This is a genomic window from Streptomyces paradoxus (assembly GCF_014202475.1).
Classification (GTDB): domain Bacteria; phylum Actinomycetota; class Actinomycetes; order Streptomycetales; family Streptomycetaceae; genus Streptomyces; species Streptomyces paradoxus.
Genome location: NZ_JACHGV010000001.1, coordinates 325,943 through 348,055, shown reverse-complemented (window position 1 = coordinate 348,055; position 22,113 = coordinate 325,943). Strand labels below are relative to the sequence as shown.

Below are 22,113 nucleotides of genomic sequence, written 5' to 3'. Positions count from 1 at the left end.
CACGCAGCACGTGCCGTCCCAGCGCCGGGCAGCCGGCGGTGACGGGAACCGGCACGGCGCGCCCCCTCGATCCGGAGCGCGGCACGCTCGACAAGGCCGCCGCCGAGAACTTCCCGGTGGCCCCCTTCTTCCTGCCCCGGACCTGGCGCACCGATCTCATGGCCGTCTACGGCTTCGCCCGTCTGGTCGACGACATCGGCGACGGCGACCTGGCCCCCGGCGGCGCCGACGCCCGCCTGCTCGGTGTGTCCCCGCGGGAGGCCGAGGACCGGCTGGTCCTGCTGGACGCCTTCGAGGCCGACCTGCGCCGGGTCTTCGGCTCGGCCCCGCGCCATCCCCTGCTGCGCCGCCTCCAGCCGACCGTGCGCCGCTGCTCGCTGACCCCCGAGCCGTTCCTCGGCCTGATCGCCGCCAACCGCCAGGACCAGCTGGTCGGCCGGTACGAGACCTACGACGACCTGCTCGCCTACTGCGAGCTGTCCGCCAATCCCGTCGGCCGTCTCGTCCTGGCCGTCACCGGCACCTCGACGCCCGAGCGGATCCGCCGCTCCGACATGATCTGCACGGCTCTGCAGATCGTCGAGCACCTCCAGGACGTCGCCGAGGACCTCGCCCGCGACCGGGTCTACCTGCCCGCGGCCGACATGAAACGCTTCCACGTCCAGGAGGCGGACCTCGCCACGAAATCCGCCGGAGCGTCGGTCCGTGCGCTGATTGCGTACGAAGCGCAAAGGGCCCGGGATCTCCTGAATGAAGGCGCCCCCCTGGTGGGTAGCGTCCACGGCAGGCTGAAGCTGCTGCTCGCGGGGTTCGTGGCGGGGGGAAGGGCGGCCGTCCACGCGATCGCCGCCGCCGGATACGACGTACTTCCCGGCCCGCCCAAGCCCGGCAAGGTCCGGTTGCTGCGTGAGGTGGGCGTGACTCTGCGAGGAGAGGGGTGATCCGGACCGTGGAGCCGGAACCACACGCGTCCCCACCGGTACTCGCCGCCTACAGCTACTGCGAGGCCGTCACCGGGCGCCAGGCCCGAAACTTCGCCTATGGCATCCGGCTGCTGCCGACGCCCCAGCGCCGGGCCATGTCGGCGCTGTACGCGTTCTCGCGGCGGGTCGACGACATCGGCGACGGCGCGCTCGCCGACGACGTCAAGGTGGCCAGGCTGGAGGAGACCAGGGCGCTGCTCACCCGGATCCGCGAGGACGAGGTCGCCGAGGACGACACCGACCCGGTGGCCGTCGCCCTCGCGCATGCCGCCGGGGCCTTCCCGATCCCGCTCGGCGGCCTGGACGAGCTCATCGACGGCGTCCTGATGGACGTCCGCGGTGAGACCTACGAGACCTGGGACGACCTGAAGGTCTACTGCCGGTGCGTGGCGGGCGCGATCGGGCGTCTCTCGCTCGGGGTCTTCGGTACGGAACCCGGGGCGCGCGGCGTGGACCGCGCGCCGGAGTATGCCGACACGCTCGGGCTCGCGCTCCAGCTCACCAACATCCTCAGAGACGTCCGCGAGGACGCCGAGGACGGGCGTACGTATCTGCCCGCCGACGACCTCGCCAAGTTCGGCTGCTCGGCCGGCTTCAGCGGGCCGCGGCCGCCGGAGGGCTCCGACTTCGCGGGCCTCGTGCACTTCGAAGTGCGACGGGCCCGCGCTCTGTTCGCCGAGGGCTACCGGCTGCTCCCCATGCTCGACCGGCGCAGCGGGGCTTGCGTCGCCGCCATGGCGGGCATCTACCGCCGCCTCCTCGACCGCATCGAACGCGACCCGCAGGCCGTGCTGCGCGGCCGGGTCTCCCTGCCCGGACGCGAGAAGGCGTACGTCGCCGTGCGCGGCCTGTCCGGTCTCGACGCCCGGCATGTGACCCGGCGGACCGTCAGGAGGCGTGTGTGAACGGCACAGAGGCCGCCGTAGGCGGTGTGGCCCGGGAGACCGGGCGCGGGTGCGACGCGCCTCTCGGCCGAGCCGTCGGAGACAACCGGCGGGCAACCCTCCGGCCCGGGGCCGCGTCCCTGACGGAGACGGCCGGTCGTGCACCGTTCGAGCAGCACGCCCGGGCCGCGGGGGAGGGCGCGCGATGACCCATGGCACACGGTCCGGGGGACCGGTCGCACAGGGACGGCACGCCGTCGTGGTGGGCGGCGGGCTCGCCGGTGTCACCACCGCGCTCGCGCTCGCCGACGCCGGGGTGCGCGTCACCCTGCTGGAGAGCAGGCCGAGACTGGGCGGCCTGGCCTTCTCGTTCCAGCGCGGTGATCTCACCGTCGACAACGGCCAGCACGTGTACCTGCGCTGCTGCACCGCCTACCGCTGGTTCCTCGACCGCATCGAGGGCGCGGCACTCGCCCCGCTCCAGGACCGGCTCGACGTACCCGTCCTGGACCTCGCCCGGCCCGAGGGACGCCGGCTGGGCAGGCTGCGGCGGGACGCCCTGCCCGTGCCGCTGCACCTGGGGCGCAGCCTCGCCTCCTATCCGCACCTGTCGCTCGCCGACCGGGCCAGGGTGGGCCGGGCCGCGCTCGCGCTCAGGAAGCTCGACCTCACCGACCCCGCGCTGGACACGCAGGACTTCGGCAACTGGCTGGCCGCGCACGGCCAGTCGGCGCGCGCCGTCGAGGCCCTGTGGGACCTCGTCGGGGTGGCCACCCTCAACGCGGTCGCGGGCGACGCCTCCCTGGCGCTCGCCGCAATGGTGTTCAAGACCGGTCTGCTGTCCGACCCCGGCGCGGCCGACATCGGCTGGGCGCGCGTCCCGCTCGGCGAGCTGCACGACCGGCTGGCCCGCAAGGCGCTCGACTCCGCGGGCGTGCGCACCGAGGTCCGCACCCGCGTCACCTCCGTATCCCCGGACGGCAACGGGCAGTGGACCGTCGAGGTGCCCGGCGAGACGCTCCGGGCCGACGCCGTGGTCCTCGCCGTACCGCAGCGCGAGGCACACGACCTGCTGCCCGCGGGCGCCCTCGACGCGCCCGAACGGCTCCTGGAGATCGGTACCGCGCCCATCCTCAACGTCCATGTGGTGTACGACCGGAAGGTCCTCGGCCGGCCGTTCTTCACCGCCCTCGGCAGCCCCGTGCAGTGGGTCTTCGACCGCACCGACGCGTCCGGGCTGCGCGAGGGGCAGTACCTCGCGGTGTCGCAGTCGGCGGCGCAGGACGAGATCGACACGCCCGTCGCGGTGCTGCGCGAGCGCTACCTGCCCGAGCTGGAGCGGCTGCTGCCGCCGGCCCGCGGCGCCGAAGTGAGGGACTTCTTCGTCACCCGGGAGCGCACCGCGACGTTCGCTCCCACCCCCGGCGTCGGGCGCCTCAGGCCCGGCGCCCGCACCAAGGCATCCGGCCTCTACCTGGCCGGAGCGTGGACCGCCACCGGGTGGCCCGCGACCATGGAGAGTGCGGTCCGCAGTGGTGTGAGCGCGGCGGACGCCGTGCTGGGCGCCCTGGGCCGGCCCCGCCCGCAAGCCCTCTTCGAGTTCGAGGAGGCGGCATGATGCCGGCTCAGGCCGGTGCGGCGGGCGGCCCCCGCACCCCCGGTACCGCAACAAGAGGAGAGACTGTGCCCACTGTGCCCCCGGCCTCGAAGACTGCCGAGGCGGTGGACGTGACCGCGCTGCTGGAGCGCGGCCGGACCCTGGCCACTCCGGTACTGCGGGCGGCCGTCGACCGCCTGGCACCTCCCATGGACACTGTTGCCGCCTACCACTTCGGCTGGATCGACGCCCAGGGCAGGCCCGCCGAGGGCGACGGCGGCAAGGCCGTGCGTCCCGCCCTCGCGGTGCTGTCCGCCGAGGTCATGTCCGCCGCCCCCGAGACCGGCATCCCCGGTGCCGTCGCCGTGGAACTGGTCCACAACTTCTCCCTCCTCCACGACGACCTCATGGACGGCGACGAGCAGCGCCGCCACCGCGACACGGTCTGGAAGGTGCACGGCCCCGCCCAGGCCATCCTGGTCGGCGACGCCCTGTTCGCCCTCGCCAACGAGGTGCTCCTCGAACTCGGCACCGTCGAGGCGGGCCGCGCCACCCGCCGTCTGACCACGGCCAGCCGCGCCCTGATCGACGGCCAGGCCCAGGACATCTCCTACGAGCACCGCGACCGCGTCAGCGTCGAGGAATGCCTGGAGATGGAGGGCAACAAGACCGGCGCCCTGCTCGCCTGCGCCAGCTCCATCGGCGCGGTCCTCGGCGGCGCCGACGACCACACCGCCGACACCCTGGAGAAGTACGGCTATCACCTGGGCCTCGCCTTCCAGGCCGTCGACGACCTCCTCGGCATCTGGGGCGACCCGGTCTCCACCGGCAAGCAGACCTGGAGCGACCTGCGCCAGCGCAAGAAGTCCCTGCCGGTCGTGGCCGCCCTCGCGGCGGGCGGCTCAGCCTCGCAGCGGCTCGGTGAGATCCTCGCCGCCGACGCCAAGGCGCACGACTTCGAGAACTTCTCCGAGGAGGAGTTCGCGGCCCGGGCCGCCCTCATCGAGGAGGCCGGCGGCCGCGAGTGGACCGCCGACGAGGCACGCCGTCAGCACACCATCGCCATCGAAGCCCTCGATGCCGTCGACATGCCCGACCGGGTGCGGGCACAGTTCACGGCCCTCGCGGACTTCGTCGTCGTACGAAAGAGATGATCACTATCGGCCGAATAGCCCTCGCGTAGTCGCCGGCCGGTGCCGTGAGTCATCACGGTGCACCGGCCGACGGCGGACCCACAGCAGATGCACGCCATGCAGGACTGCACGAAGGGGAAGCCATGACAGCGACGACCGACGGAAGCACCGGGGCCCTGCCACCCCGCGCCGCCGCGGCCAGCGACACCGACACGCACACCCCCGGGACGGCCGGGGTACCGGAAGCCGCCGCACGCGCCGCCCGGCGCGCCACCGACTTCCTGCTCTCCCGCCAGGACGCCCAGGGCTGGTGGAAGGGCGACCTCGAGACCAACGTCACGATGGACGCCGAGGACCTGCTGCTCCGTCAGTTCCTCGGCATCCGCGACGAGAAGACCACGCAGGCCGCCGCCCTCTTCATCCGCGGCGAGCAGGGCGAGGACGGCACATGGGCCACCTTCTACGGCGGACCGGGCGAACTGTCCGCCACCATCGAGGCGTACGTCGCCCTCCGCCTGGCCGGTGACGCGCCCGACGCCCCGCACATGGCGAAGGCCTCCGCCTGGATCCGCGCACAGGGCGGCATCGCCGCCGCCCGGGTCTTCACCCGGATCTGGCTGGCCCTGTTCGGCTGGTGGAAGTGGGAGGACCTGCCCGAACTCCCGCCGGAGTTCGTCTTCCTCCCCAAGTGGGTGCCGCTCAACATCTACGACTTCGGCTGCTGGGCGCGGCAGACCATCGTCCCGCTGACGATCGTCTCCGCGAAGCGGCCGGTACGCCCCGCGCCCTTCCCGCTCGACGAGCTGCACACCGACCCGGACCGGCCCAACCCGCCGAAGCCCCTCGCCTCGCCGTTCAGTTGGGACGGCGCCTTCCAGCGGATGGACAAGGGCCTGCACGCCCTGCGGAAGGTCGCCCCGCGCAGACTGCGCAGGGCCGCCATGAACAGCGCCGCCCGCTGGATCATCGAACGGCAGGAGAACGACGGCTGCTGGGGCGGCATCCAGCCCCCGGCCGTGTACTCCGTCATCGCCCTGCACCTGCTCGGCTACGACCTCGAACACCCCGTGATGCGCGAGGGGCTGGCGTCCCTGGACCGGTTCGCCGTATGGCGCGAGGACGGGTCCCGGATGATCGAGGCCTGTCAGTCGCCCGTGTGGGACACCTGCCTGGCCGTCATCGCCCTCGTCGACGCCGGACTGCCCCCCGACCACCCGCAGTTGGTGAAGGCGGCCGACTGGATGCTGGGCGAGGAGATCGTCCGGCCCGGTGACTGGTCCGTGAAGCGGCCCGGACTGCCGCCCGGGGGCTGGGCGTTCGAGTTCCACAACGACAACTACCCCGACATCGACGACACCGCGGAGGTGATCCTCGCGCTGCGCCGGATCGCCCACCACGACCCGGAGCGGCTCGACAGGGCCATCGTCCGCGGCATGCGCTGGACGCTCGGCATGCAGTCGAAGAACGGCGCATGGGCCGCCTTCGACGTCGACAACACCAGTCCCTTCCCCAACCGGCTGCCGTTCTGCGACTTCGGCGAGGTCATCGACCCGCCCTCCGCGGACGTCACCGCGCACGTCGTGGAGATGCTCGCCATCGAGGGCCTCGCCCACGACCCCCGCACCCGGCGGGGCATCGAGTGGCTGCTGGCCGAGCAGGAACCGGACGGCTCGTGGTTCGGGCGCTGGGGCGTCAACTACGTCTACGGCACCGGCTCCGTCGTCCCCGCCCTGACCGCGGCCGGCCTTCCCGCCGCGCACCCGGCGATCCGGCGGGCCGTCGCCTGGCTGGAGTCGGTCCAGAACGACGACGGCGGCTGGGGCGAGGACCTGCGCTCCTACCGGGACGTCAGGCGGTGGAGCGGCCGGGGCGCCTCGACCGCATCGCAGACGGCCTGGGCACTGATGGCCCTGCTCGCGGCGGGGGAGCGCGACTCCAAGGCCGTCGAACGCGGTGTCGAGTGGCTCGCCGCCACCCAGCGGGAGGACGGCTCCTGGGACGAGCCGTACTTCACGGGGACGGGCTTCCCGTGGGACTTCTCGATCAACTACCACCTCTACCGGCAGGTGTTCCCGCTCACGGCGCTCGGCCGGTACGTCCACGGGGAGCCCTTCGCCGACCGGCTCAAGGGGAGCTGATGAGCGCGCAGCCCGCCCCGGTCCCGCTGCTGATCGCCTGCGCGCTCGGCATCGAGCAGTTCGCCCTGCGCGCCGGCGGCCGGGGCGGGGCCGGCGGACCGGTCACGGTGCTGCGGACGGGCATGGGGCCGGCCGCCGCCGAGCGGGCCGTCACCCGCATGCTGGCCGACCCGGCCCTGCGCGACGCCGCCGTCCTGGCCACCGGCTTCTGCGCCGGCCTCGCACCGGGCATGCACCCCGGTGACCTGGTCGTCGCCGAGGAGACCCGCGACCCGCGCGGCACGACGCCCTGCGTCGGCACCGAACTGCTGGTGGAGGAACTGGCTCGCGCGCTGCCCGGGCGGACCGTGCACACAGGACCGCTCACCGGCTCCGACCACGTCGTGCGCGGCCCCGAACGGTCCGCTCTGCGCGCCACCGGTGCGATCGCGGTCGACATGGAGTCCGCCGTCACGCTCCTGAGCGCCGTGCGTGCGGGCGAGCGCCCGGTTGCGGCCGTCCGGGTGGTCGTGGACGCTCCTGAACATGAACTCGTCCGGATCGGCACGGTGCGCGGTGGAATATCAGCTTTCCGTGTCCTTCGTTCCGTCCTTCCCGCTTTCTTCGAATGGCACCGTTCCTTGCTGCTCCCCAGGAGGTGAGCCAGATGGCCATGCCGCTCCGACAGTCCATCAAGGTCGCTACATACTTGGCTGAACAGAAGCTGCGCCGGCGGGACAAGTTTCCGCTGATCGTGGAGCTGGAGCCGCTGTTCGCCTGCAATCTCAAATGCGAGGGGTGCGGCAAGATCCAGCATCCGGCCGGGGTGCTGAAACAGCGGATGCCCGTCGCCCAGGCCGTGGGGGCGGTCATGGAGTCCGGTGCCCCAATGGTGTCCATCGCCGGCGGCGAGCCGCTGATGCACCCGCAGATCGACGAGATCGTGCGTCAGCTGGTGGCCAAGCGGAAGTACGTCTTCCTCTGCACCAACGCCATGCTGCTGCGCAAGAAGATGGACAAGTTCACGCCGTCGCCCTACTTCGCGTTCGCGGTGCACATCGACGGGCTGCGCGAGCGGCACGACGAGTCGGTGGCCAAGGAGGGCGTCTTCGACGAGGCCGTCGAGGCGATCAAGGAGGCCAAGCGGCGCGGCTTCCGGGTCACCACCAATTCGACCTTCTTCAACACCGACACCCCGCAGACCATCATCGAGGTGCTGAACTTCCTCAACGACGACCTGAAGGTCGACGAGATGATGATCTCGCCCGCCTACGCCTACGAGAAGGCCCCCGACCAGGAGCACTTCCTGGGAGTGGAGCAGACCCGGGAGCTGTTCAAGAAGGCCTTCTCGGGCGGCAACCGGCGGCGCTGGCGGCTCAACCACTCCCCGCTCTTCCTGGACTTCCTGGAGGGCAAGGTCGACTTCCCGTGCACCGCGTGGGCGATCCCGAACTACTCGCTCTTCGGCTGGCAGCGCCCCTGCTACCTGATGAGCGACGGGTACGTGCCGACGTACCGGGAGCTGGTCGAGGACACCGACTGGGACAAGTACGGCCGCGGCAAGGACCCGCGCTGCGCCAACTGCATGGCGCACTGCGGGTACGAGCCCACCGCCGTCCTCGCCACCATGGGATCGCTGAAGGAGTCCCTGCGCGCCATGCGCGAGACGGTCTCCGGAAATCGGGAGTGAGGCCATGACCGCCATTGAGCTGGGCGTCCCCGAGGTGCCGCTCCGGCCGATCGCCGAGCGGCGCGCGTCGCGCCGGATCCAGGTCGGTCCGGTGGCGGTCGGGGGCGGGGCCCCGGTCTCGGTGCAGTCCATGACGACGACCCGGACCTCCGACGTCGGCGCCACCCTGCAGCAGATCGCGGAGCTCACCGCGTCCGGCTGCCAGATCGTCCGGGTCGCCTGTCCCACGCAGGACGACGCGGACGCGCTGGCGACCATCGCCCGCAAGTCGCAGATCCCGGTGATCGCGGACATCCACTTCCAGCCGAAGTACGTGTTCGCGGCCATCGAGGCCGGCTGCGCGGCGGTCCGCGTCAACCCTGGCAACATCAAGCAGTTCGACGACCGGGTCAAGGAGATCGCCCAGGCGGCGCAGGACCACGGCACGCCGATCCGGATCGGGGTGAACGCCGGCTCCCTCGACCGGCGCCTGCTCCAGAAGTACGGCAAGGCGACCCCCGAGGCCCTCGTCGAGTCGGCCCTGTGGGAGGCGTCCCTCTTCGAGGAGCACGGCTTCCGGGACATCAAGATCTCCGTCAAGCACAACGACCCGGTCGTCATGATCGAGGCGTACCGCCAGCTGGCCGAACAGTGCGACTACCCGCTGCACCTCGGCGTGACGGAGGCGGGGCCGGCCTTCCAGGGCACGATCAAGTCGGCGGTGGCGTTCGGGGCGCTGCTGTCCCGGGGCATCGGCGACACGATCCGGGTGTCGCTGTCCGCGCCCCCGGCCGAGGAGGTCAAGGTCGGCATCCAGATCCTCCAGTCCCTCGGGCTCAAGGAGCGCCGGCTGGAGATCGTGTCGTGCCCCTCGTGCGGGCGCGCCCAGGTCGACGTCTACAAGCTGGCCGAGGAGGTCACGGCCGGGCTCGACGGCATGGAGGTGCCGCTGCGGGTCGCCGTCATGGGGTGTGTGGTCAACGGGCCCGGCGAGGCGCGGGAGGCCGATCTCGGAGTGGCCTCCGGCAACGGCAAGGGGCAGATCTTCGTCAAGGGCCAGGTCATCAAGACCGTCCCCGAATCCAAGATCGTCGAGACGCTGATCGAAGAGGCGATGAAGATCGCCGAGCAGATGGAGCAGGACGGCGTCGGGCCGGGGGAGCCGGCCGTCACCGTGAGCTGAGCAGCACGGAATCCGAAGGGGGCCCGACGTGACGATTCTGGAGAGCATCCGGGGACCACGCGACCTGAAGGCGCTGACCGGGGCGGAACTGGGGGAACTGTCCGAAGAGATCCGCGAGTTCCTGGTCCACGCGGTCGCCAGGACCGGCGGCCATCTGGGACCCAACCTGGGCGTGGTGGAACTGACCATCGCCCTGCACCGGGTCTTCGAGTCGCCGGCCGACCGCATCCTGTGGGACACCGGCCACCAGTCCTACGTCCACAAGCTGCTGACCGGGCGCCAGGACTTCTCCAAGCTGCGCGGCAAGGGCGGCCTGTCCGGCTACCCCTCGCGCGAGGAGTCCGAGCACGACGTCATCGAGAACAGCCACGCCTCCACGGCCCTCGGCTGGGCCGACGGGCTCGCCAAGGCCCGCCAGGTGCAGGGTGAGAAGGGCCACGTCGTCGCGGTCATCGGCGACGGGGCGCTCACCGGCGGCATGGCCTGGGAGGCCTTGAACAACATCGCCGCCGCCAAGGACCGGCCGCTGATCATCGTCGTCAACGACAACGAACGCTCCTACGCCCCCACCATCGGCGGCCTCGCCAACCACCTCGCCACGCTGCGCACCACCGACGGCTACGAGCGGGTCCTGGCCTGGGGCAAGGACGTGCTCCAGGGCACGCCCCTGGTCGGCAACACCCTCTACGAGGCCCTGCACGGCGCGAAGAAGGGCTTCAAGGACGCGTTCGCGCCGCAGGGCCTGTTCGAGGACCTGGGGCTGAAGTACGTGGGGCCGATCGACGGGCACGACACCGGGGCCGTGGAATCCGCGCTGCGGCGCGCGAAGCGCTTCCACGGGCCGGTGCTGGTGCACTGCCTCACGGAGAAGGGCCGCGGCTACGAGCCCGCCCTCGCCCACGAGGAGGACCACTTCCACACCGTCGGCGTCATGGACCCGCTGACCTGCGCGCCGCTGTCCCCGTCGGGTGGCCCCTCCTGGACCTCGGTGTTCGGCGAGGAGATCGTCCGGATCGGGGAGGAGCGCCGGGACGTGGTGGCGATCACCGCCGCCATGCTGCATCCGGTCGGTCTCGGCGCCTTCGCCGAGCGGTTCCCGGACCGCGTGTGGGACGTCGGCATCGCCGAGCAGCACGCGGCCGTGTCCGCGGCGGGCCTGGCGACGGGCGGGCTGCACCCGGTCGTCGCCGTCTACGCCACCTTCCTCAACCGCGCCTTCGACCAGCTGCTCATGGACGTGGCCCTGCACCGCTGCGGGGTCACCTTCGTGCTGGACCGGGCCGGGGTCACCGGTGTCGACGGGGCCTCCCACAACGGCATGTGGGACATGTCCGTCCTCCAGGTCGTGCCCGGGCTCAGGATCGCCGCGCCACGGGACGCCGACCAGCTGCGCGCCCAGCTGCGGGAGGCGGTCGTCGTCGACGACGCGCCGACGCTGCTGCGGTTCCCGAAGGAGTCCGTCGGCCCGTCGATCCCGGCGGTGGACCGGGTGGGCGGGCTGGACGTGCTGCACCGTTCCTCCGCGCCCCGGGTTCTCCTGGTGGCCGTCGGCGTGATGGCACCGGTCTGCCTCCAGGCCGCCGAGCTGCTCGAAGCGCGCGGCATCGGCTGCACCGTCGTCGACCCGCGCTGGGTCAAGCCCGTCGACCCGGCACTGCCGGGCCTCGCCGCCGAGCACCGCCTGGTGGCGGTCGTCGAGGACAACAGCCGTGCGGCCGGGGTCGGTTCGGCCGTGGCGCTGGCCCTGGGCGACGCCGACGTCGACGTGCCGGTACGGCGGTTCGGCATCCCCGAGCAGTTCCTCGCGCACGCCAAGCGCGACGAGGTGCTCGCCGACATCGGCCTGACACCCGTCGAGGTCGCCGGACGGATCAGCGCGAGCCTGGCCGTCAAGGAAGAGCTGTCCAAGGAGCCACAGGAATGACAACCGCCGAGTCCGCGTCGGAGTCGTCGCAGGCCGGGGAGTTCGACCTCGGCAAGCTGCTGGCCGAGCGCGGAGCCGAGCGCTACGAGCTGCACACCCGCCACCTCAACCACCAGCTCCCGCGCATGCTGCACACCATCGGCTTCGACAAGGTCTACGAGCGCGCCGAAGGCGCCTACTTCTACGACGCGGACGGCAACGACTACCTGGACATGCTCGCCGGGTTCGGGGTGATGGGGCTGGGCCGCCACCATCCCGTGGTGCGCAAGGCGCTGCACGACGTGGTGGACGCCGGTCTGGCCGACCTCACCCGGTTCGACTGCCAGCCGCTGCCCGGTCTGCTGGCCGAGAAGCTGCTCGCGCACAGCCCCCACCTGGACCGGGTGTTCTTCGGCAACAGCGGCACCGAGGCCGTCGAGGGCGCCCTGAAGTTCGCCCGGTTCGTCACCGGCAGGCCCAGGGTCCTCTACTGCGCCCACGCCTTCCACGGCCTGACCACCGGCTCCCTCTCGGTGAACGGCGAGTCCGGCTTCCGTGACGGCTTCGCCCCGCTGCTGCCCGACACGGCCGTACCGCCGGGCGACCTCGATGCGCTGGAGAGGGAGCTGAGGAAGGGTGACGTCGCCGCCCTGATCGTCGAGCCGATCCAGGGCAAGGGCGTCCTCACGGGCCCGCCCGGCTGGCTGCGGGCCGCGCAGGAGCTGCTGCACCGGCACAAGGCCCTGCTCATCGCCGACGAGGTGCAGACCGGACTCGGCCGGACCGGCGACTTCTACGCCTACCAGCACGAGGACGGCGTGGAGCCGGACCTGGTGTGCGTCGCCAAGGCGCTCTCCGGCGGCTATGTGCCGGTGGGCGCCACGATCGGCAAGGACTGGATCTTCAAGAAGGTCTACTCGTCCATGGACCGGGTGCTGGTCCACTCGGCGAGCTTCGGGGGCAACGCCCAGGCCATGGCGGCGGGCCTGGCGGTGCTGTCGGTGATGGAGAACGAGCAGGTCGTCGCGAACGTCCGGGCCACCGGGGAGCGGCTCAGATCCCGGCTGGCCGCGCTCACGGACCGGTACGAGATGCTCGCCGAGGTCCGCGGCCGGGGCCTGATGATCGGCATCGAGTTCGGCCGGCCCCGGTCGCTGAAGCTGCGCAGCCGCTGGGCGATGCTCCAGGCCGCTCGCAAGGGACTCTTCGCGCAGATGGTCGTCGTGCCGCTGCTCCAGCGGCACCGGATCCTCACGCAGGTCTCCGGCGACCACATGGAGGTGATCAAGCTGATTCCGCCGCTGATCATCGGCGAGCGGGAGGTGGACCGGTTCGTCGACGCCTTCACGGCCGTGATGGACGACGCGCACAACGGCGGGCTGGTGTGGGACTTCGGCAAGACGCTCGTCAAGCAGGCGGTGGCCAACCGCTGACCCGGGAGCTTTTGCCTGGGAGGCAAGAAATTTGCCGCCGAGGCAAGGCTCCGGCTGAATGGAGGCATGAGCTCCTCCGAGACCGAGCGGCCCTCCGGGGCCGCCTCGCCGGCCGAACCGGCGACCGGTGCGCTGCCCGCCGTCGCGCCCCAGCTGCGGGCGCTGCGGCGCCAGGCCTCCCTGACGCTGGAGGCCGCGGCCCGCGCGGCCGGGCTGTCGCCCGCCCACCTCTCACGGCTGGAGACCGGCCAGCGCCAGCCCTCGCTGCCGATGCTGCTCGCGCTCGCCCGCGTCTACGGTACGACGGTTTCCGAACTGCTCGGCGAGACCGTCGCCGAACGGGACTCCGTCATCCGCGCGGCGGACATGGAACCCACCGCGGCGGGCGGCTGGACCTACTGGCAGGCCGGTGCCCCCGGCCGCGGGATGCAGGCCCTGCGCGTCCACGTCCCCCACGGCTCCCAGGGCGACATCGTGCGCGTCCACCCCGGCGAGGAGTGGCTCCACGTGCTGCGCGGCCGGCTGCGGCTGCGGCTCGGGGACACCACGCACCGGCTGGCGGCCGGCGACAGCGCCCACTTCGACTCGCTCACCCCGCACCGGATCGCCGCCGAGGACCACGACGGCGTCGAGCTGCTCTTCGTCCACACCCTGCTGCAGAGCCCCACGGCCGCCCTGTGCCTGGGCCCCACCCCTGGAGACCTGTCGTGAAGGACATGGAGGAGAAGTTCCCCCGCGCCCTGTGGGTGAGGCTGTTCGTCTACCTCATCGCCGGCCACATCTTCGCCGCGTTCATCTACCTGCTGTTCGAGGTCGGGGCGAAGTAGCGCCCGCCCGGGCTGCTCAGTCGAGGAGCCGCTCGCGCAGCCGCTCCCGGGTCTCCGGGGCCAGCTTCAGCCCCTTCTCCAGGTAGGTGTCGACGCCGCCCCAGGTCTCCTCGATGGTGTCGAAGGCCGCCGTCAGGTACTCGGCGCGCGCGTCGAAGAGGGGGCTGAGCAGTTCCATGACCTCGGGGGAGTAGGCCGAGGCGGCGGAACTGCTGCGGTGCACCTTGTAGCGGCGGTGCTTGGCGTTCGACTTCAGGTAGTCGTCGACGATCGCCTCGCGCTCGACGCCCACCGCGAGGAGGGTCACCGCGACGGACAGACCCGCGCGGTCCTTGCCCGCCGCGCAGTGCATCAGTGCGGGGACGCTGTCCTCGGCGAGCGCGTGCAGCACCTGGGAGTGCTCACCCGTACGGTCCTTGATGATCATGCGGTACGAGGCGATCATCCGGTTCGCGCCCTTGCCGTCGGAGAGGATCGCCCGCAGCTGGTCCAGGTCGCCGTCGCGGACCATCTTCCAGAACTCGGCGCCGTCGGCGGGGTCGCTCAGCGGCAGGTTCACATTGCGCACGCCCGGCAGCGCGACGTCCGGCCCTTCGAGCTTCTGGTCGGCCGCATTGCGGAAGTCGAAGATCGTGTGCAGGCCCAGCGTGGTCAGGAAGGCGGCGTCCTCCCCGGTCGCGTGGGCGAGGTGGCCGCTGCGGAACAGCACGCCCGGGCGCACCCGCCGTCCGTCCACCGTCGGAAGCCCGCCCACGTCACGGAAGTTGCGCACTCCGGCCAGCTCGGGCTCGGTCGACGGGACCTGCTGTGTCACGAGGGCTCCTCCCCTTCGGCGCCGCCGGCGCGGCTCGTCGACGGGCGTCACTCGACGATACGACATGCCTGCCTGAGGCAATGAGTTGTCCACAGGCGTTGCCCGGAGCCCCCGCAGCCCTTGATGATGTTGCCGCCTGGTCGCACCTGGTCGGGCTTGTTCGAAACTGTGAGGGCATGATGCTGGAGATCTCCGAAGACGGTCGTACGTGGGTGCTCTCCGGGCCGGCCAGCAGCTACGCCGTCCATGTCACCGGCCGGGATGAGCTGCTGCACCTGCACTGGGGCCCCCGGATCGGCCTCGCCGACGCCGAGGCTCTCGCCCTCCGGCCGCTGCCGGACTACTGGCCTTTCGAGTCCCCGCTCGACGGGCGCGAGGAGTACCCGGTCGAGGGCGGTCCCCGTTTCGTCCGCCCGGCCCTGTCCGTGCGTACGGCCGGGCGGCGCGGCACCGAGTGGGTCTTCGAGGGGCACGACGCCGCGGACGGCGAACTGCGCCTCCGGTTCCGCGACGGCGGCCTGGCCGTCACGCTGCACTACCGGATGCCCTCCTCGACGGACGTCGTCGAGCGCTGGGTGACCCTGGACAACCGGGGGCCGGCCGTCGAGCTGCTGCGCGCCGACTCCGCGACCTGGACCCTGCCCGACCGCGACGCCTGGCGGCTGTCCCAGCTGCACGGCCGCTGGGGCGCGGAGTCCCGGCTGACGCGCTCCGGCCTCACCCACGGCGAGAAGGTCATCGGCAGCCGCCGCGGCCACACCTCCCACCAGCACCTGCCGTGGGTCGCCCTGGACACCGACGCCACCGAGGAGCGCGGCGAGGTCTACGGCTGCGCCCTGGGCTGGTCCGGGTCCTGGCGCATCGCCGTGGCCCAGCTCCCGGACGCACGCGTGCAGATCACCGGCGGCGCCGGCCACGACGACTCGGGCCTGCTGACGCTGGGCACGGGGGAGTCGTACACGACCCCGGTCTTCGCCGGGCTCTGGAGCGACGGCGGATTCGGCGGGGCGAGCCGCGCCTGGCACGCCTACCAGCGGGCCCATGTGATCCCGGACGCGGGCCGGGACCGGCCGGTGCTGTTCAACTCCTGGGAGGCCACCGAGTTCGACATCTCCGAGGAGCAGCAGCGTGCGCTCGCCGAGCGGGCCGCCGCCATGGGCGTCGAGCTGTTCGTGGTCGACGACGGCTGGTTCGGGGCGCGCACCAGCGACCGGGCCGGGCTCGGTGACTGGACCCCGAACCCCGACCGCTTCCCGGGCGGGCTGAAGCCGCTCGCCGACCACGTGCACGGCCTCGGCATGCAGTTCGGGATCTGGGTCGAGCCCGAGATGGTCAACCCGGACAGCGACCTGTACCGCGCGCACCCCGACTGGGTGCAGTACCAACCGGGACGAAAGCGGACGGAGTTCCGCAATCAGCTCGTACTCAACCTCGCCCGCGAGGACGTCCGGGAGTACCTGTGGGAGCAGCTCGACGGGCTCCTCGCCGGCGCGCCGGTCGACTACGTCAAGTGGGACTTCAACCGCTGCTTCACCGACGCCGGATGGCCGGAGGACCCCTACCCGCAGCGGCTGTGGGTCGACCACGTGCACGGCCTGTACGCCCTGCTGGACCGGCTGCGGGCCGCCCACCCGGGCGTCGCCTTCGAGTCCTGCTCGGGCGGCGGCGGGCGGATCGACCTCGGCGTGCTGAGCCGCACGGACCAGGTGTGGACGTCCGACAACACCGACCCGCTCGACCGGCTCGCCATCCAGCACGGCTTCAGCCAGATCCATCCGGCCCGGGTCATGGCCGCGTGGGTCACCGACAGTCCGAACGCCATGCTCAACCAGCGGGCCAGCTCCCTGCGGTTCCGGTTCGTCAGCGCCATGGCCGGGGTGCTGGGGGTCGGCGGCGACCTCACGCGGTGGACACGGGAGGAGCTCGCCGAGGCGCGGGAGTGGGTGGCGCTCTACAAGGAGATCCGGCCCGTGGTGCAGCGCGGCGACCAGTACCGGCTGCGTCCCCCGGAGGGCGGACTGAGTGCGGTGCAGTACGTCCTCGGCGACGAGACCGTCGTCCTCGCCTGGCTCCAGGCGCAGCGTTACGGCGAGCCGGTACCGGCCCTCCGGTTGCGCGGCCTCGACCCGACAGCATCGTACGAATGCCTTGAAACGGGCGAAATTCACCGCGGGGCCGTGTTGCTTCACCACGGACTGCGGGTCGCTCTGCGGGGAGATCTGGACGCCAAGGTCGTCCGCCTTAAGCGGAAGTAGCCGTTCTGTCCGAATAAGGCGCTTAAGCCGCTTAGGCATAACGTGCCCCGATCGTAAAGGAGATGAGGTCGGGGTGCGTGACCATCGTCATATTCGTGACGATGTGTTGTCGCCATGTTCACGTAATTCCGGCGTTATTCAGGGCGGTTGAGGAAAGCGGGAGATCGGTAATCCACGCTCGGTGACCGCACATGTGGCGGCGCGTCAAGGAAAACACCGTCACGGGCAACCGCAAGCTTGTCCGTTTGCGTCCTGGTCGCTTACGTTCCACACCAATCCGGACGGACGCCTAATCCTGCCGCCGACCGGATCCCGCACACACTGACCCGACGTACGGCAGGAGCGGGGGACCCACAGGTAAGACGCCTGTTCCGGTTCCCGGAACGGCTTGGGGTTAAGCCGCGCCCCGGCGCGGCCGGGCATCTCCAGCCCGCACCCGACAGCTCACCTCGCAGGCGACGGAGAGGAATTCGCCATGCCCGCGAAGGGTAAGCACCGCCGTCCCAAGACCCAGCGTTTCACCCGCTCCATCGCCGTCGCCGGAACCGGCGGAGCCGCTCTCGCGCTGCCGCTCATGGGGGCCGCCGGCGCCCACGCCGCCACCCCGGAGTCGGCTCCGGAAAAGGCCGTCCAGTCCGCTCCGGCCGCGGAGAAGAAGGCCGCCGCAAAGGCCAATGGCCCCCGCACGTACACCGTGAAGGCCGGCGACTACCTCGCGAAGATCGCCGACGTCCAGAATGTCAGCGGCGGCTGGAAGAAGCTCTACGCGGACAACCGTGACGCCGTCGGCTCCGACCCGTCGCTGATCCACCCGGGCCTGAAGCTGTCGATCGGCAAGAAGGCCGCGAGCGCGCCGAAGTCCTCGGCCCCGTCCGCGCCGAAGGCCTCCGCCCCGAAGCCCTCGGCCGCGAAGTCGTCCGCCGCCGAGTCGGCCCCGAAGGCCGGGACCGCCGCGAAGCCGGCCGCCGCCAAGCCCGCCGCCGAGAGCAACGCCAGTGGGTACGCCCTCCCGGTGGACGGTGCCACCGTCGGCACCCCGTACCGCATGTCCGGCAGCATGTGGTCCAGCGGCTACCACACCGGTGTCGACTTCGTCGTCCCGACCGGCACCTCCCTCAAGGCCGTCGGCGCCGGCACGGTCGTCTCCGCCGGCTGGGGCGGCGCCTACGGCAACCAGGTCGTCATCAAGCTCGCCGACGGCCACTACGCCCAGTACGCCCACCTGTCCCAGCTCTCCGTCTCGGCCGGCCAGACCGTGACCGCCGGGCAGCAGGTCGGCCTGTCGGGCGCGACCGGCAACGTGACCGGACCGCACCTGCACTTCGAGATCCGCACCACGCCGGACTACGGCTCGGACGTGGACCCGGTCGCCTTCCTGCGCTCGCACGGCGTCTCCGTCGGCTGACCGGACGCACGACCACCTGCCTGACACGCGGCCGAAGGCCGGACCCCGATCCCCGGGTCCGGCCTTCGGTGTGTGCGCACGCCCCTGACCGCCTCAAGGGATCGACAGGCGGCGGCAGTTGGGACAGAGTGATCCCGTCCGGAGTGCAAGCGCTTTCCAGAGCCTTCCCGGCGGATCCCGAGGAGCTGTGTCCCGTGCCGACCACCCGCAGAGCGTTCGGAGCACTGGCCGCCGGAGCCGCCCTGGCGGCCCTCGCCCCCACGGCCGCCGCGCACGCCGCGCCCCGCCACCGCCGCCTCGTCGCCCGCGACGACTTCTGCCACGGCCTCGGGCAGTGGGTCACCGAACTCCAGGACGGCGGCACCGTCACCGCCTCCCGCGGCGTCCTGGAGATCGACGTACCGAGCGGCGCGACCGTGTGGTTCAGGCAGCGGCTCGAAGGGCCGTACGTCCTGGAGTACACCGCGACCCCCGTCTCCGGGGGCGGCCCCAACGACCGGGTTTCGGACCTCAACAACTTCTGGAACGCGACCGACGTACGCTCCCCGGACGACCTCTTCGCGACCGCGCGCGGCGGCGCCCTGGACGAGTACGACCACCTCACGACGTACTATGCGGGCTACGGGGCCAACTACAACACCACGACCCGGCTGCGCCGTTACGTCGGCGAGCCCGGCGTCCGCCCCCTCGTGTTCGACTACACCGAGCCGCTGCTGGTCCCGAACGAGCCCAACCGGGTCCGGATCGTCTCCGACGGCTCGATCGTCCGATGGTGGAACAACGGGCGGCTCGTCTTCGACCACACCGACCCGCAGCCCTACACGGGCGGCCACTTCGCCTTCCGGACCGTGTGGAGCCATTTCCGGATCAGTGGATTCCAGGTCTGGCGGCTCACCCCGAAACATCCCTGACAAGCAGCGTATTCCGGAGTTTGCGAACACTTTGGGAGTGGCTTATCTCACCGCCCGTCAACCCTTTCCTACGGTCGCGTAGGTCACATTCGAAGGTGAATCATGAGCTGCTGTGGCAGACGATTCGAAGAGTGACAGCAGAGTAGTGATCGGGTCGTACGTGGCGGTGGGGGACAGCTTCACCGAGGGCGTCGGCGATCCCGGGCCCGACGGGTCGTTCGTCGGCTGGGCCGACCGGTTCGCCGTCCTGCTCGCCGACCGCAGGCCCGAGGGCGACTTCCGGTACGCCAATCTCGCCGTACGCGGAAAGCTCCTCGACCAGATCGTGGCGGACCAGGTTCCCCGGGCCGTCGACTTGGCCCCGGACCTCGTCTCCTTCTGTGCCGGGGGCAACGACATCATCCGGCCCGGCACCGACCCCGACGAGGTGGCCGAGCGCTTCGAGCGGGCCCTGGCCCAGCTCACCGCCGTGTCCGGCACGGTCATGGTGACGACCGGCTTCGACACCCGGGGCGTGCCCGTGCTCAAGCACCTGCGCGGCAAGATCGCCACGTACAACGGACACGTCCGGGCCATCGCCGACCGGTACGGCTGCCCGGTGCTCGACCTGTGGTCCCTGCGCAGTGTGCAGGACCGCCGGGCCTGGGACGCCGACCGGCTGCACCTGTCGCCCGAGGGGCACACCCGCGTGGCGCTCCGAGCCGGCCAGGTGCTCGGCCTCGACGTCCCGGCCGACCCCGAGCAGGCGTGGCCCGCGCTGCCCCCGCGCGGCGCTTTCGACGTGCGGCGGGACAACGTCGCCTGGGCGCGCGAGTTCCTGGTGCCGTGGATCGGGCGCCGGCTGCGCGGGGAGTCGTCGGGCGACCACGTGACGGCCAAGGGGGCGCTGTCGCCGGACGACATCAGGATGCGGATCGCGTCGGTGGCGTGACGACGGCTCCTGCGCCTGCGGGCCACGCCGGCCGGAATCCGGCGCGGCCCGCAGGCGTCGCAGCCATGGCTTCTAATGCGTCAGCCGCTCTTCACGGGCCAGGCCCAACTCGCGGGTCAGCGCCTCCTCCACCCACTCCTGGGCCCGCGCTCGCGGCACCGCGCCGGCGTAGGAGGTCAGCTGGACGGCGAGGCCGTCGAGGAGGGCGGTGAGGCGGAGGGCCGTGCCGGCCGGGTCCGGGCAGCGGAACTCGCCGGCGGCCACACCCTCCGCGATGACCTCGGCGAGGGCGGCCTTCCACTGCCGGTCGAGGTCCTGGGCGACCTCCCGCAGCGCGGGATCGCGCAGCGCCGCCGCCCAGCCCTCGATCCACAGCCGCCAGCCCTTGGCCTGCCCGGTCGGGGCGTACCACCGTACGGCCGACCGCAGCCGGCGCAGCGCCGGTGAGCGGCGGCCGAGCAGCTTGCGCAGATGCGCCAGGTCGCCCTCCGCCGCGTGCCGGAACGCGGCGGCGACCAGTTGCTCCTTCGAAGAGAAGTGGTAGAGGACCAGGGCGTTGCTCACGCCGAGCGCCGAGGCCACGTCGGCGATCCTGACCGCCGCCACACCCCTCGCCTCGATCTGCTCGATGGCCGCCCGCAGCAGGTCCCCACGCCGCTGGGCCACACTCAACCGGACTCTCGTCACGCCGTCACCCTACCCACGGGCGTACGGCCCCTCGACGGGGTGTTCCGGCCTCTCCGGCACGGCCCGCGACGGCAGCCTCGCACGACGGCGGGCGGCTCACCGGAACCAGCCGAACCGCTCCGCGATCACCGGCAGCCGGTCCGCCGCGAGGGCGTGGGCGGCGGCCCGCGGGGTCGTCCCGTCGGTCTGCGCGCGGGCCAGCATCCGCTCGACCAGGGCCCGCATCGAGCGGCGGGTGTACGCGAACGCCTCCTCCGCGTCGGCGCCGATGTCCCCGAACAGCGTCCACCACCACCAGGCGTTCGTCCCCGAGTTGACCACGACGTCCGGCAGCACGCTCACCCCGCGCGCGGCCAGCAGCAGCTCCGCCTCCGGCCGTACGGGCATGTTGGCCGCCTCCACCACCCAGCGGGCGGTGATGCGCTCCTGGTTCCCGGCGTCGATCGCGTACGACACGGCCGCCGGCACCAGCACCTCCGCGTCGGCCGACAGCCAGGCGTCGCCGGGCAGTTCGCGGTCGCCGGGACGCAACGCGGAGCGGTCCACCGTGCCGTGGGCGTCCCGGGCGGCGAGCAGTGACTCGACGTCGAGGCCCGCCCGGTTGGCGATCGTGCCCTTGAGGTCGGCGACGGCCACGACCGTGAGCCCCGCGCGGGCGAGGAAGCGAGCGGTGGCCCCGCCCATGGTGCCGAGACCCTGAAGGGCGACCCGTGTCCCCGCGTACGGCACACCGGCCCGGTCCAGGGCGGCCAGGGCCGCCTCGGCCACCCCGCAGCCGCCGACCAGCTCGTCCAGGCCGACGCCGTCGACCTCCACCGCGAACGCGTCCCGCAGGCGCCGCCGGGCCCCGGCCTCGTCGTCCAGCAGCGGGTAGACGGCCTGGATCGAGGAGACAAGACCCGCCTCGGCGGCGGCCCGGTCCACCAGGTCCTGGGTGAGGCCCAGGTCCTCACCCGTCGTCCAGCAGCTCTCTATGTACGGCCGCATCGCGCGCAGGTACCGCACCAGCAGCGGGTACGCCCCGGGATCCCGAGGGTCGCAGTCGATGCCGCCCTTGGCGCCGCCGAGCGGGACGTAGCGGCTCGCGGGGTCGTAGTGCAGGGCCTCCTTGACGGTCATGCCGCGGGCCAGGCCGGTGACCTCCTCCAGGGTGCAGCCCGCGCGCATCCGCAGACCGCCGCTGGCGACCCCGCGCACCAGCCGGTCGACGACCAGGAAGCCCTGCCGTCCCGTGAGGTGATCGGTCCAGGTCAGGGACAGCAGGGGGGTGGCCATACAGGCTCCTTCGCGCCGGGATACTGAATCACCGGTCAGTATTCACTCCCGTGAGGCCCCTGGGGCCCGGTGTTACCGGAGGGGCCGACCATAATGGATAGCCTGA

Annotated in this window: 20 protein-coding genes and 1 riboswitch; of the genes, 17 read left to right on the top strand and 3 right to left on the bottom strand. The window is 72.0% G+C overall.

What is annotated here, in order from left to right; translation table 11 throughout:
• Window positions 1–38: 38 nt before the first annotated feature.
• From hpnC to HNR57_RS01540, 13 genes are all read left to right on the top strand, one after another.
• Entirely contained in the window at window positions 39–941 is a 903-nt protein-coding gene (gene hpnC / locus HNR57_RS01595; RefSeq protein WP_184554773.1) for a squalene synthase HpnC, read from the top strand.
• The gene (gene hpnD, locus HNR57_RS39320; RefSeq protein WP_184554770.1) at window positions 938–1,888 is read left to right on the top strand and encodes a presqualene diphosphate synthase HpnD; all 951 of its coding nucleotides are present in this window, start codon (window positions 938–940) and stop codon (window positions 1,886–1,888) included. Before hpnC ends, hpnD begins: the two co-directional genes overlap by 4 nt.
• Window positions 1,885–2,076: a DUF6380 family protein gene (locus HNR57_RS40805; protein ID WP_376772136.1), complete on the top strand. Its 192-nt coding sequence runs from the start codon at window positions 1,885–1,887 to the stop codon at window positions 2,074–2,076. The genes hpnD and HNR57_RS40805 overlap by 4 nt, the downstream gene beginning before the upstream one ends.
• The gene (gene hpnE, locus HNR57_RS01585) at window positions 2,073–3,485 is read left to right on the top strand and encodes a hydroxysqualene dehydroxylase HpnE (protein ID WP_184554768.1); all 1,413 of its coding nucleotides are present in this window, start codon (window positions 2,073–2,075) and stop codon (window positions 3,483–3,485) included. The genes HNR57_RS40805 and hpnE overlap by 4 nt, the downstream gene beginning before the upstream one ends.
• Window positions 3,485–4,618 carry a polyprenyl synthetase family protein gene (locus HNR57_RS01580; protein WP_184556486.1) on the top strand — a complete coding sequence of 378 codons (1,134 nt, stop codon included), beginning with the start codon at window positions 3,485–3,487 and terminating at the stop codon, window positions 4,616–4,618. The genes hpnE and HNR57_RS01580 overlap by 1 nt, the downstream gene beginning before the upstream one ends.
• Window positions 4,619–4,740: 122 nt before the next feature.
• Complete coding sequence (gene shc, locus HNR57_RS01575; RefSeq protein ID WP_184554764.1) at window positions 4,741–6,735, top strand: squalene--hopene cyclase; 1,995 nt, start codon at window positions 4,741–4,743, stop codon at window positions 6,733–6,735.
• Window positions 6,735–7,376, top strand: a complete 642-nt coding sequence (locus tag HNR57_RS01570; RefSeq protein WP_184554762.1) for a phosphorylase family protein — start codon at window positions 6,735–6,737, stop codon at window positions 7,374–7,376. Before shc ends, HNR57_RS01570 begins: the two co-directional genes overlap by 1 nt.
• A gap of 5 nt (window positions 7,377–7,381) precedes the next feature.
• Complete coding sequence (hpnH, locus tag HNR57_RS01565; RefSeq protein ID WP_184554759.1) at window positions 7,382–8,404, top strand: adenosyl-hopene transferase HpnH; 1,023 nt, start codon at window positions 7,382–7,384, stop codon at window positions 8,402–8,404.
• Window positions 8,405–8,408: 4 nt separating this feature from the next.
• Complete coding sequence (gene ispG / locus HNR57_RS01560; protein ID WP_184554756.1) at window positions 8,409–9,566, top strand: flavodoxin-dependent (E)-4-hydroxy-3-methylbut-2-enyl-diphosphate synthase; 1,158 nt, start codon at window positions 8,409–8,411, stop codon at window positions 9,564–9,566.
• A 28-nt stretch (window positions 9,567–9,594) separates the two neighbouring features.
• The gene (gene dxs / locus HNR57_RS01555; RefSeq protein WP_184554751.1) at window positions 9,595–11,490 is read left to right on the top strand and encodes a 1-deoxy-D-xylulose-5-phosphate synthase; all 1,896 of its coding nucleotides are present in this window, start codon (window positions 9,595–9,597) and stop codon (window positions 11,488–11,490) included.
• Window positions 11,487–12,902, top strand: coding sequence for an aspartate aminotransferase family protein (locus HNR57_RS01550; protein ID WP_184554748.1), 1,416 nt, complete (start codon window positions 11,487–11,489; stop codon window positions 12,900–12,902). The genes dxs and HNR57_RS01550 overlap by 4 nt, the downstream gene beginning before the upstream one ends.
• 66 nt (window positions 12,903–12,968) lie before the next feature.
• Window positions 12,969–13,613 (top strand): helix-turn-helix domain-containing protein, encoded by a 645-nt coding sequence (locus HNR57_RS01545; RefSeq protein ID WP_184554745.1) that lies wholly within the window; start codon window positions 12,969–12,971, stop codon window positions 13,611–13,613.
• Window positions 13,610–13,729 (top strand): DUF6126 family protein, encoded by a 120-nt coding sequence (locus HNR57_RS01540; protein WP_184554742.1) that lies wholly within the window; start codon window positions 13,610–13,612, stop codon window positions 13,727–13,729. The genes HNR57_RS01545 and HNR57_RS01540 overlap by 4 nt, the downstream gene beginning before the upstream one ends.
• A 16-nt stretch (window positions 13,730–13,745) precedes the next feature.
• On the opposite strand, the gene HNR57_RS01535 is transcribed toward HNR57_RS01540, so the two are convergent.
• Window positions 13,746–14,543, bottom strand: a complete 798-nt coding sequence (locus tag HNR57_RS01535; RefSeq protein ID WP_184554739.1) for a tyrosine-protein phosphatase — start codon at window positions 14,541–14,543, stop codon at window positions 13,746–13,748.
• A gap of 179 nt (window positions 14,544–14,722) precedes the next feature.
• On the opposite strand from HNR57_RS01535, the gene HNR57_RS01530 reads away from it, so the two are divergent.
• From HNR57_RS01530 to HNR57_RS01515, 4 genes are all read left to right on the top strand, one after another.
• Window positions 14,723–16,798: an alpha-galactosidase gene (locus HNR57_RS01530; protein ID WP_184556483.1), complete on the top strand. Its 2,076-nt coding sequence runs from the start codon at window positions 14,723–14,725 to the stop codon at window positions 16,796–16,798.
• A 309-nt stretch (window positions 16,799–17,107) separates the two neighbouring features.
• Window positions 17,108–17,269: riboswitch (cyclic di-AMP (ydaO/yuaA leader) on the top strand.
• Window positions 17,270–17,273: 4 nt separating this feature from the next.
• Window positions 17,274–18,203 (top strand): M23 family metallopeptidase, encoded by a 930-nt coding sequence (locus tag HNR57_RS01525; RefSeq protein WP_184554736.1) that lies wholly within the window; start codon window positions 17,274–17,276, stop codon window positions 18,201–18,203.
• A 194-nt stretch (window positions 18,204–18,397) separates the two neighbouring features.
• Window positions 18,398–19,114 (top strand): DUF6250 domain-containing protein, encoded by a 717-nt coding sequence (locus tag HNR57_RS01520; protein ID WP_184554733.1) that lies wholly within the window; start codon window positions 18,398–18,400, stop codon window positions 19,112–19,114.
• A gap of 145 nt (window positions 19,115–19,259) precedes the next feature.
• Window positions 19,260–20,045 (top strand): SGNH/GDSL hydrolase family protein, encoded by a 786-nt coding sequence (locus tag HNR57_RS01515; protein ID WP_184554730.1) that lies wholly within the window; start codon window positions 19,260–19,262, stop codon window positions 20,043–20,045.
• Between the two features lie 72 nt (window positions 20,046–20,117).
• Here HNR57_RS01515 and HNR57_RS01510 read toward each other — a convergent pair whose 3' ends face one another.
• Entirely contained in the window at window positions 20,118–20,732 is a 615-nt protein-coding gene (locus tag HNR57_RS01510) for a TetR/AcrR family transcriptional regulator (RefSeq protein ID WP_184554727.1), read from the bottom strand.
• Window positions 20,733–20,828: 96 nt separating this feature from the next.
• Window positions 20,829–22,007 carry a Glu/Leu/Phe/Val dehydrogenase dimerization domain-containing protein gene (locus HNR57_RS01505; RefSeq protein WP_184554724.1) on the bottom strand — a complete coding sequence of 393 codons (1,179 nt, stop codon included), beginning with the start codon at window positions 22,005–22,007 and terminating at the stop codon, window positions 20,829–20,831.
• Window positions 22,008–22,113 lie beyond the last annotated feature (106 nt).

Coding starts and splice junctions, on each gene's coding strand:
- hpnE (WP_184554768.1), top strand. CDS start 2,073: ATGACCCATGGCACACGGTCCGGGGGACCGGTCGCACAGGGACGGCAC.
- HNR57_RS01580 (WP_184556486.1), top strand. CDS start 3,485: ATGCCGGCTCAGGCCGGTGCGGCGGGCGGCCCCCGCACCCCCGGTACC.
- shc (WP_184554764.1), top strand. CDS start 4,741: ATGACAGCGACGACCGACGGAAGCACCGGGGCCCTGCCACCCCGCGCC.
- HNR57_RS01570 (WP_184554762.1), top strand. CDS start 6,735: ATGAGCGCGCAGCCCGCCCCGGTCCCGCTGCTGATCGCCTGCGCGCTC.
- hpnH (WP_184554759.1), top strand. CDS start 7,382: ATGGCCATGCCGCTCCGACAGTCCATCAAGGTCGCTACATACTTGGCT.
- ispG (WP_184554756.1), top strand. CDS start 8,409: ATGACCGCCATTGAGCTGGGCGTCCCCGAGGTGCCGCTCCGGCCGATC.
- HNR57_RS01550 (WP_184554748.1), top strand. CDS start 11,487: ATGACAACCGCCGAGTCCGCGTCGGAGTCGTCGCAGGCCGGGGAGTTC.
- HNR57_RS01545 (WP_184554745.1), top strand. CDS start 12,969: ATGAGCTCCTCCGAGACCGAGCGGCCCTCCGGGGCCGCCTCGCCGGCC.
- HNR57_RS01530 (WP_184556483.1), top strand. CDS start 14,723: ATGCTGGAGATCTCCGAAGACGGTCGTACGTGGGTGCTCTCCGGGCCG.
- HNR57_RS01525 (WP_184554736.1), top strand. CDS start 17,274: ATGCCCGCGAAGGGTAAGCACCGCCGTCCCAAGACCCAGCGTTTCACC.
- HNR57_RS01505 (WP_184554724.1), bottom strand. CDS start 22,007: ATGGCCACCCCCCTGCTGTCCCTGACCTGGACCGATCACCTCACGGGA.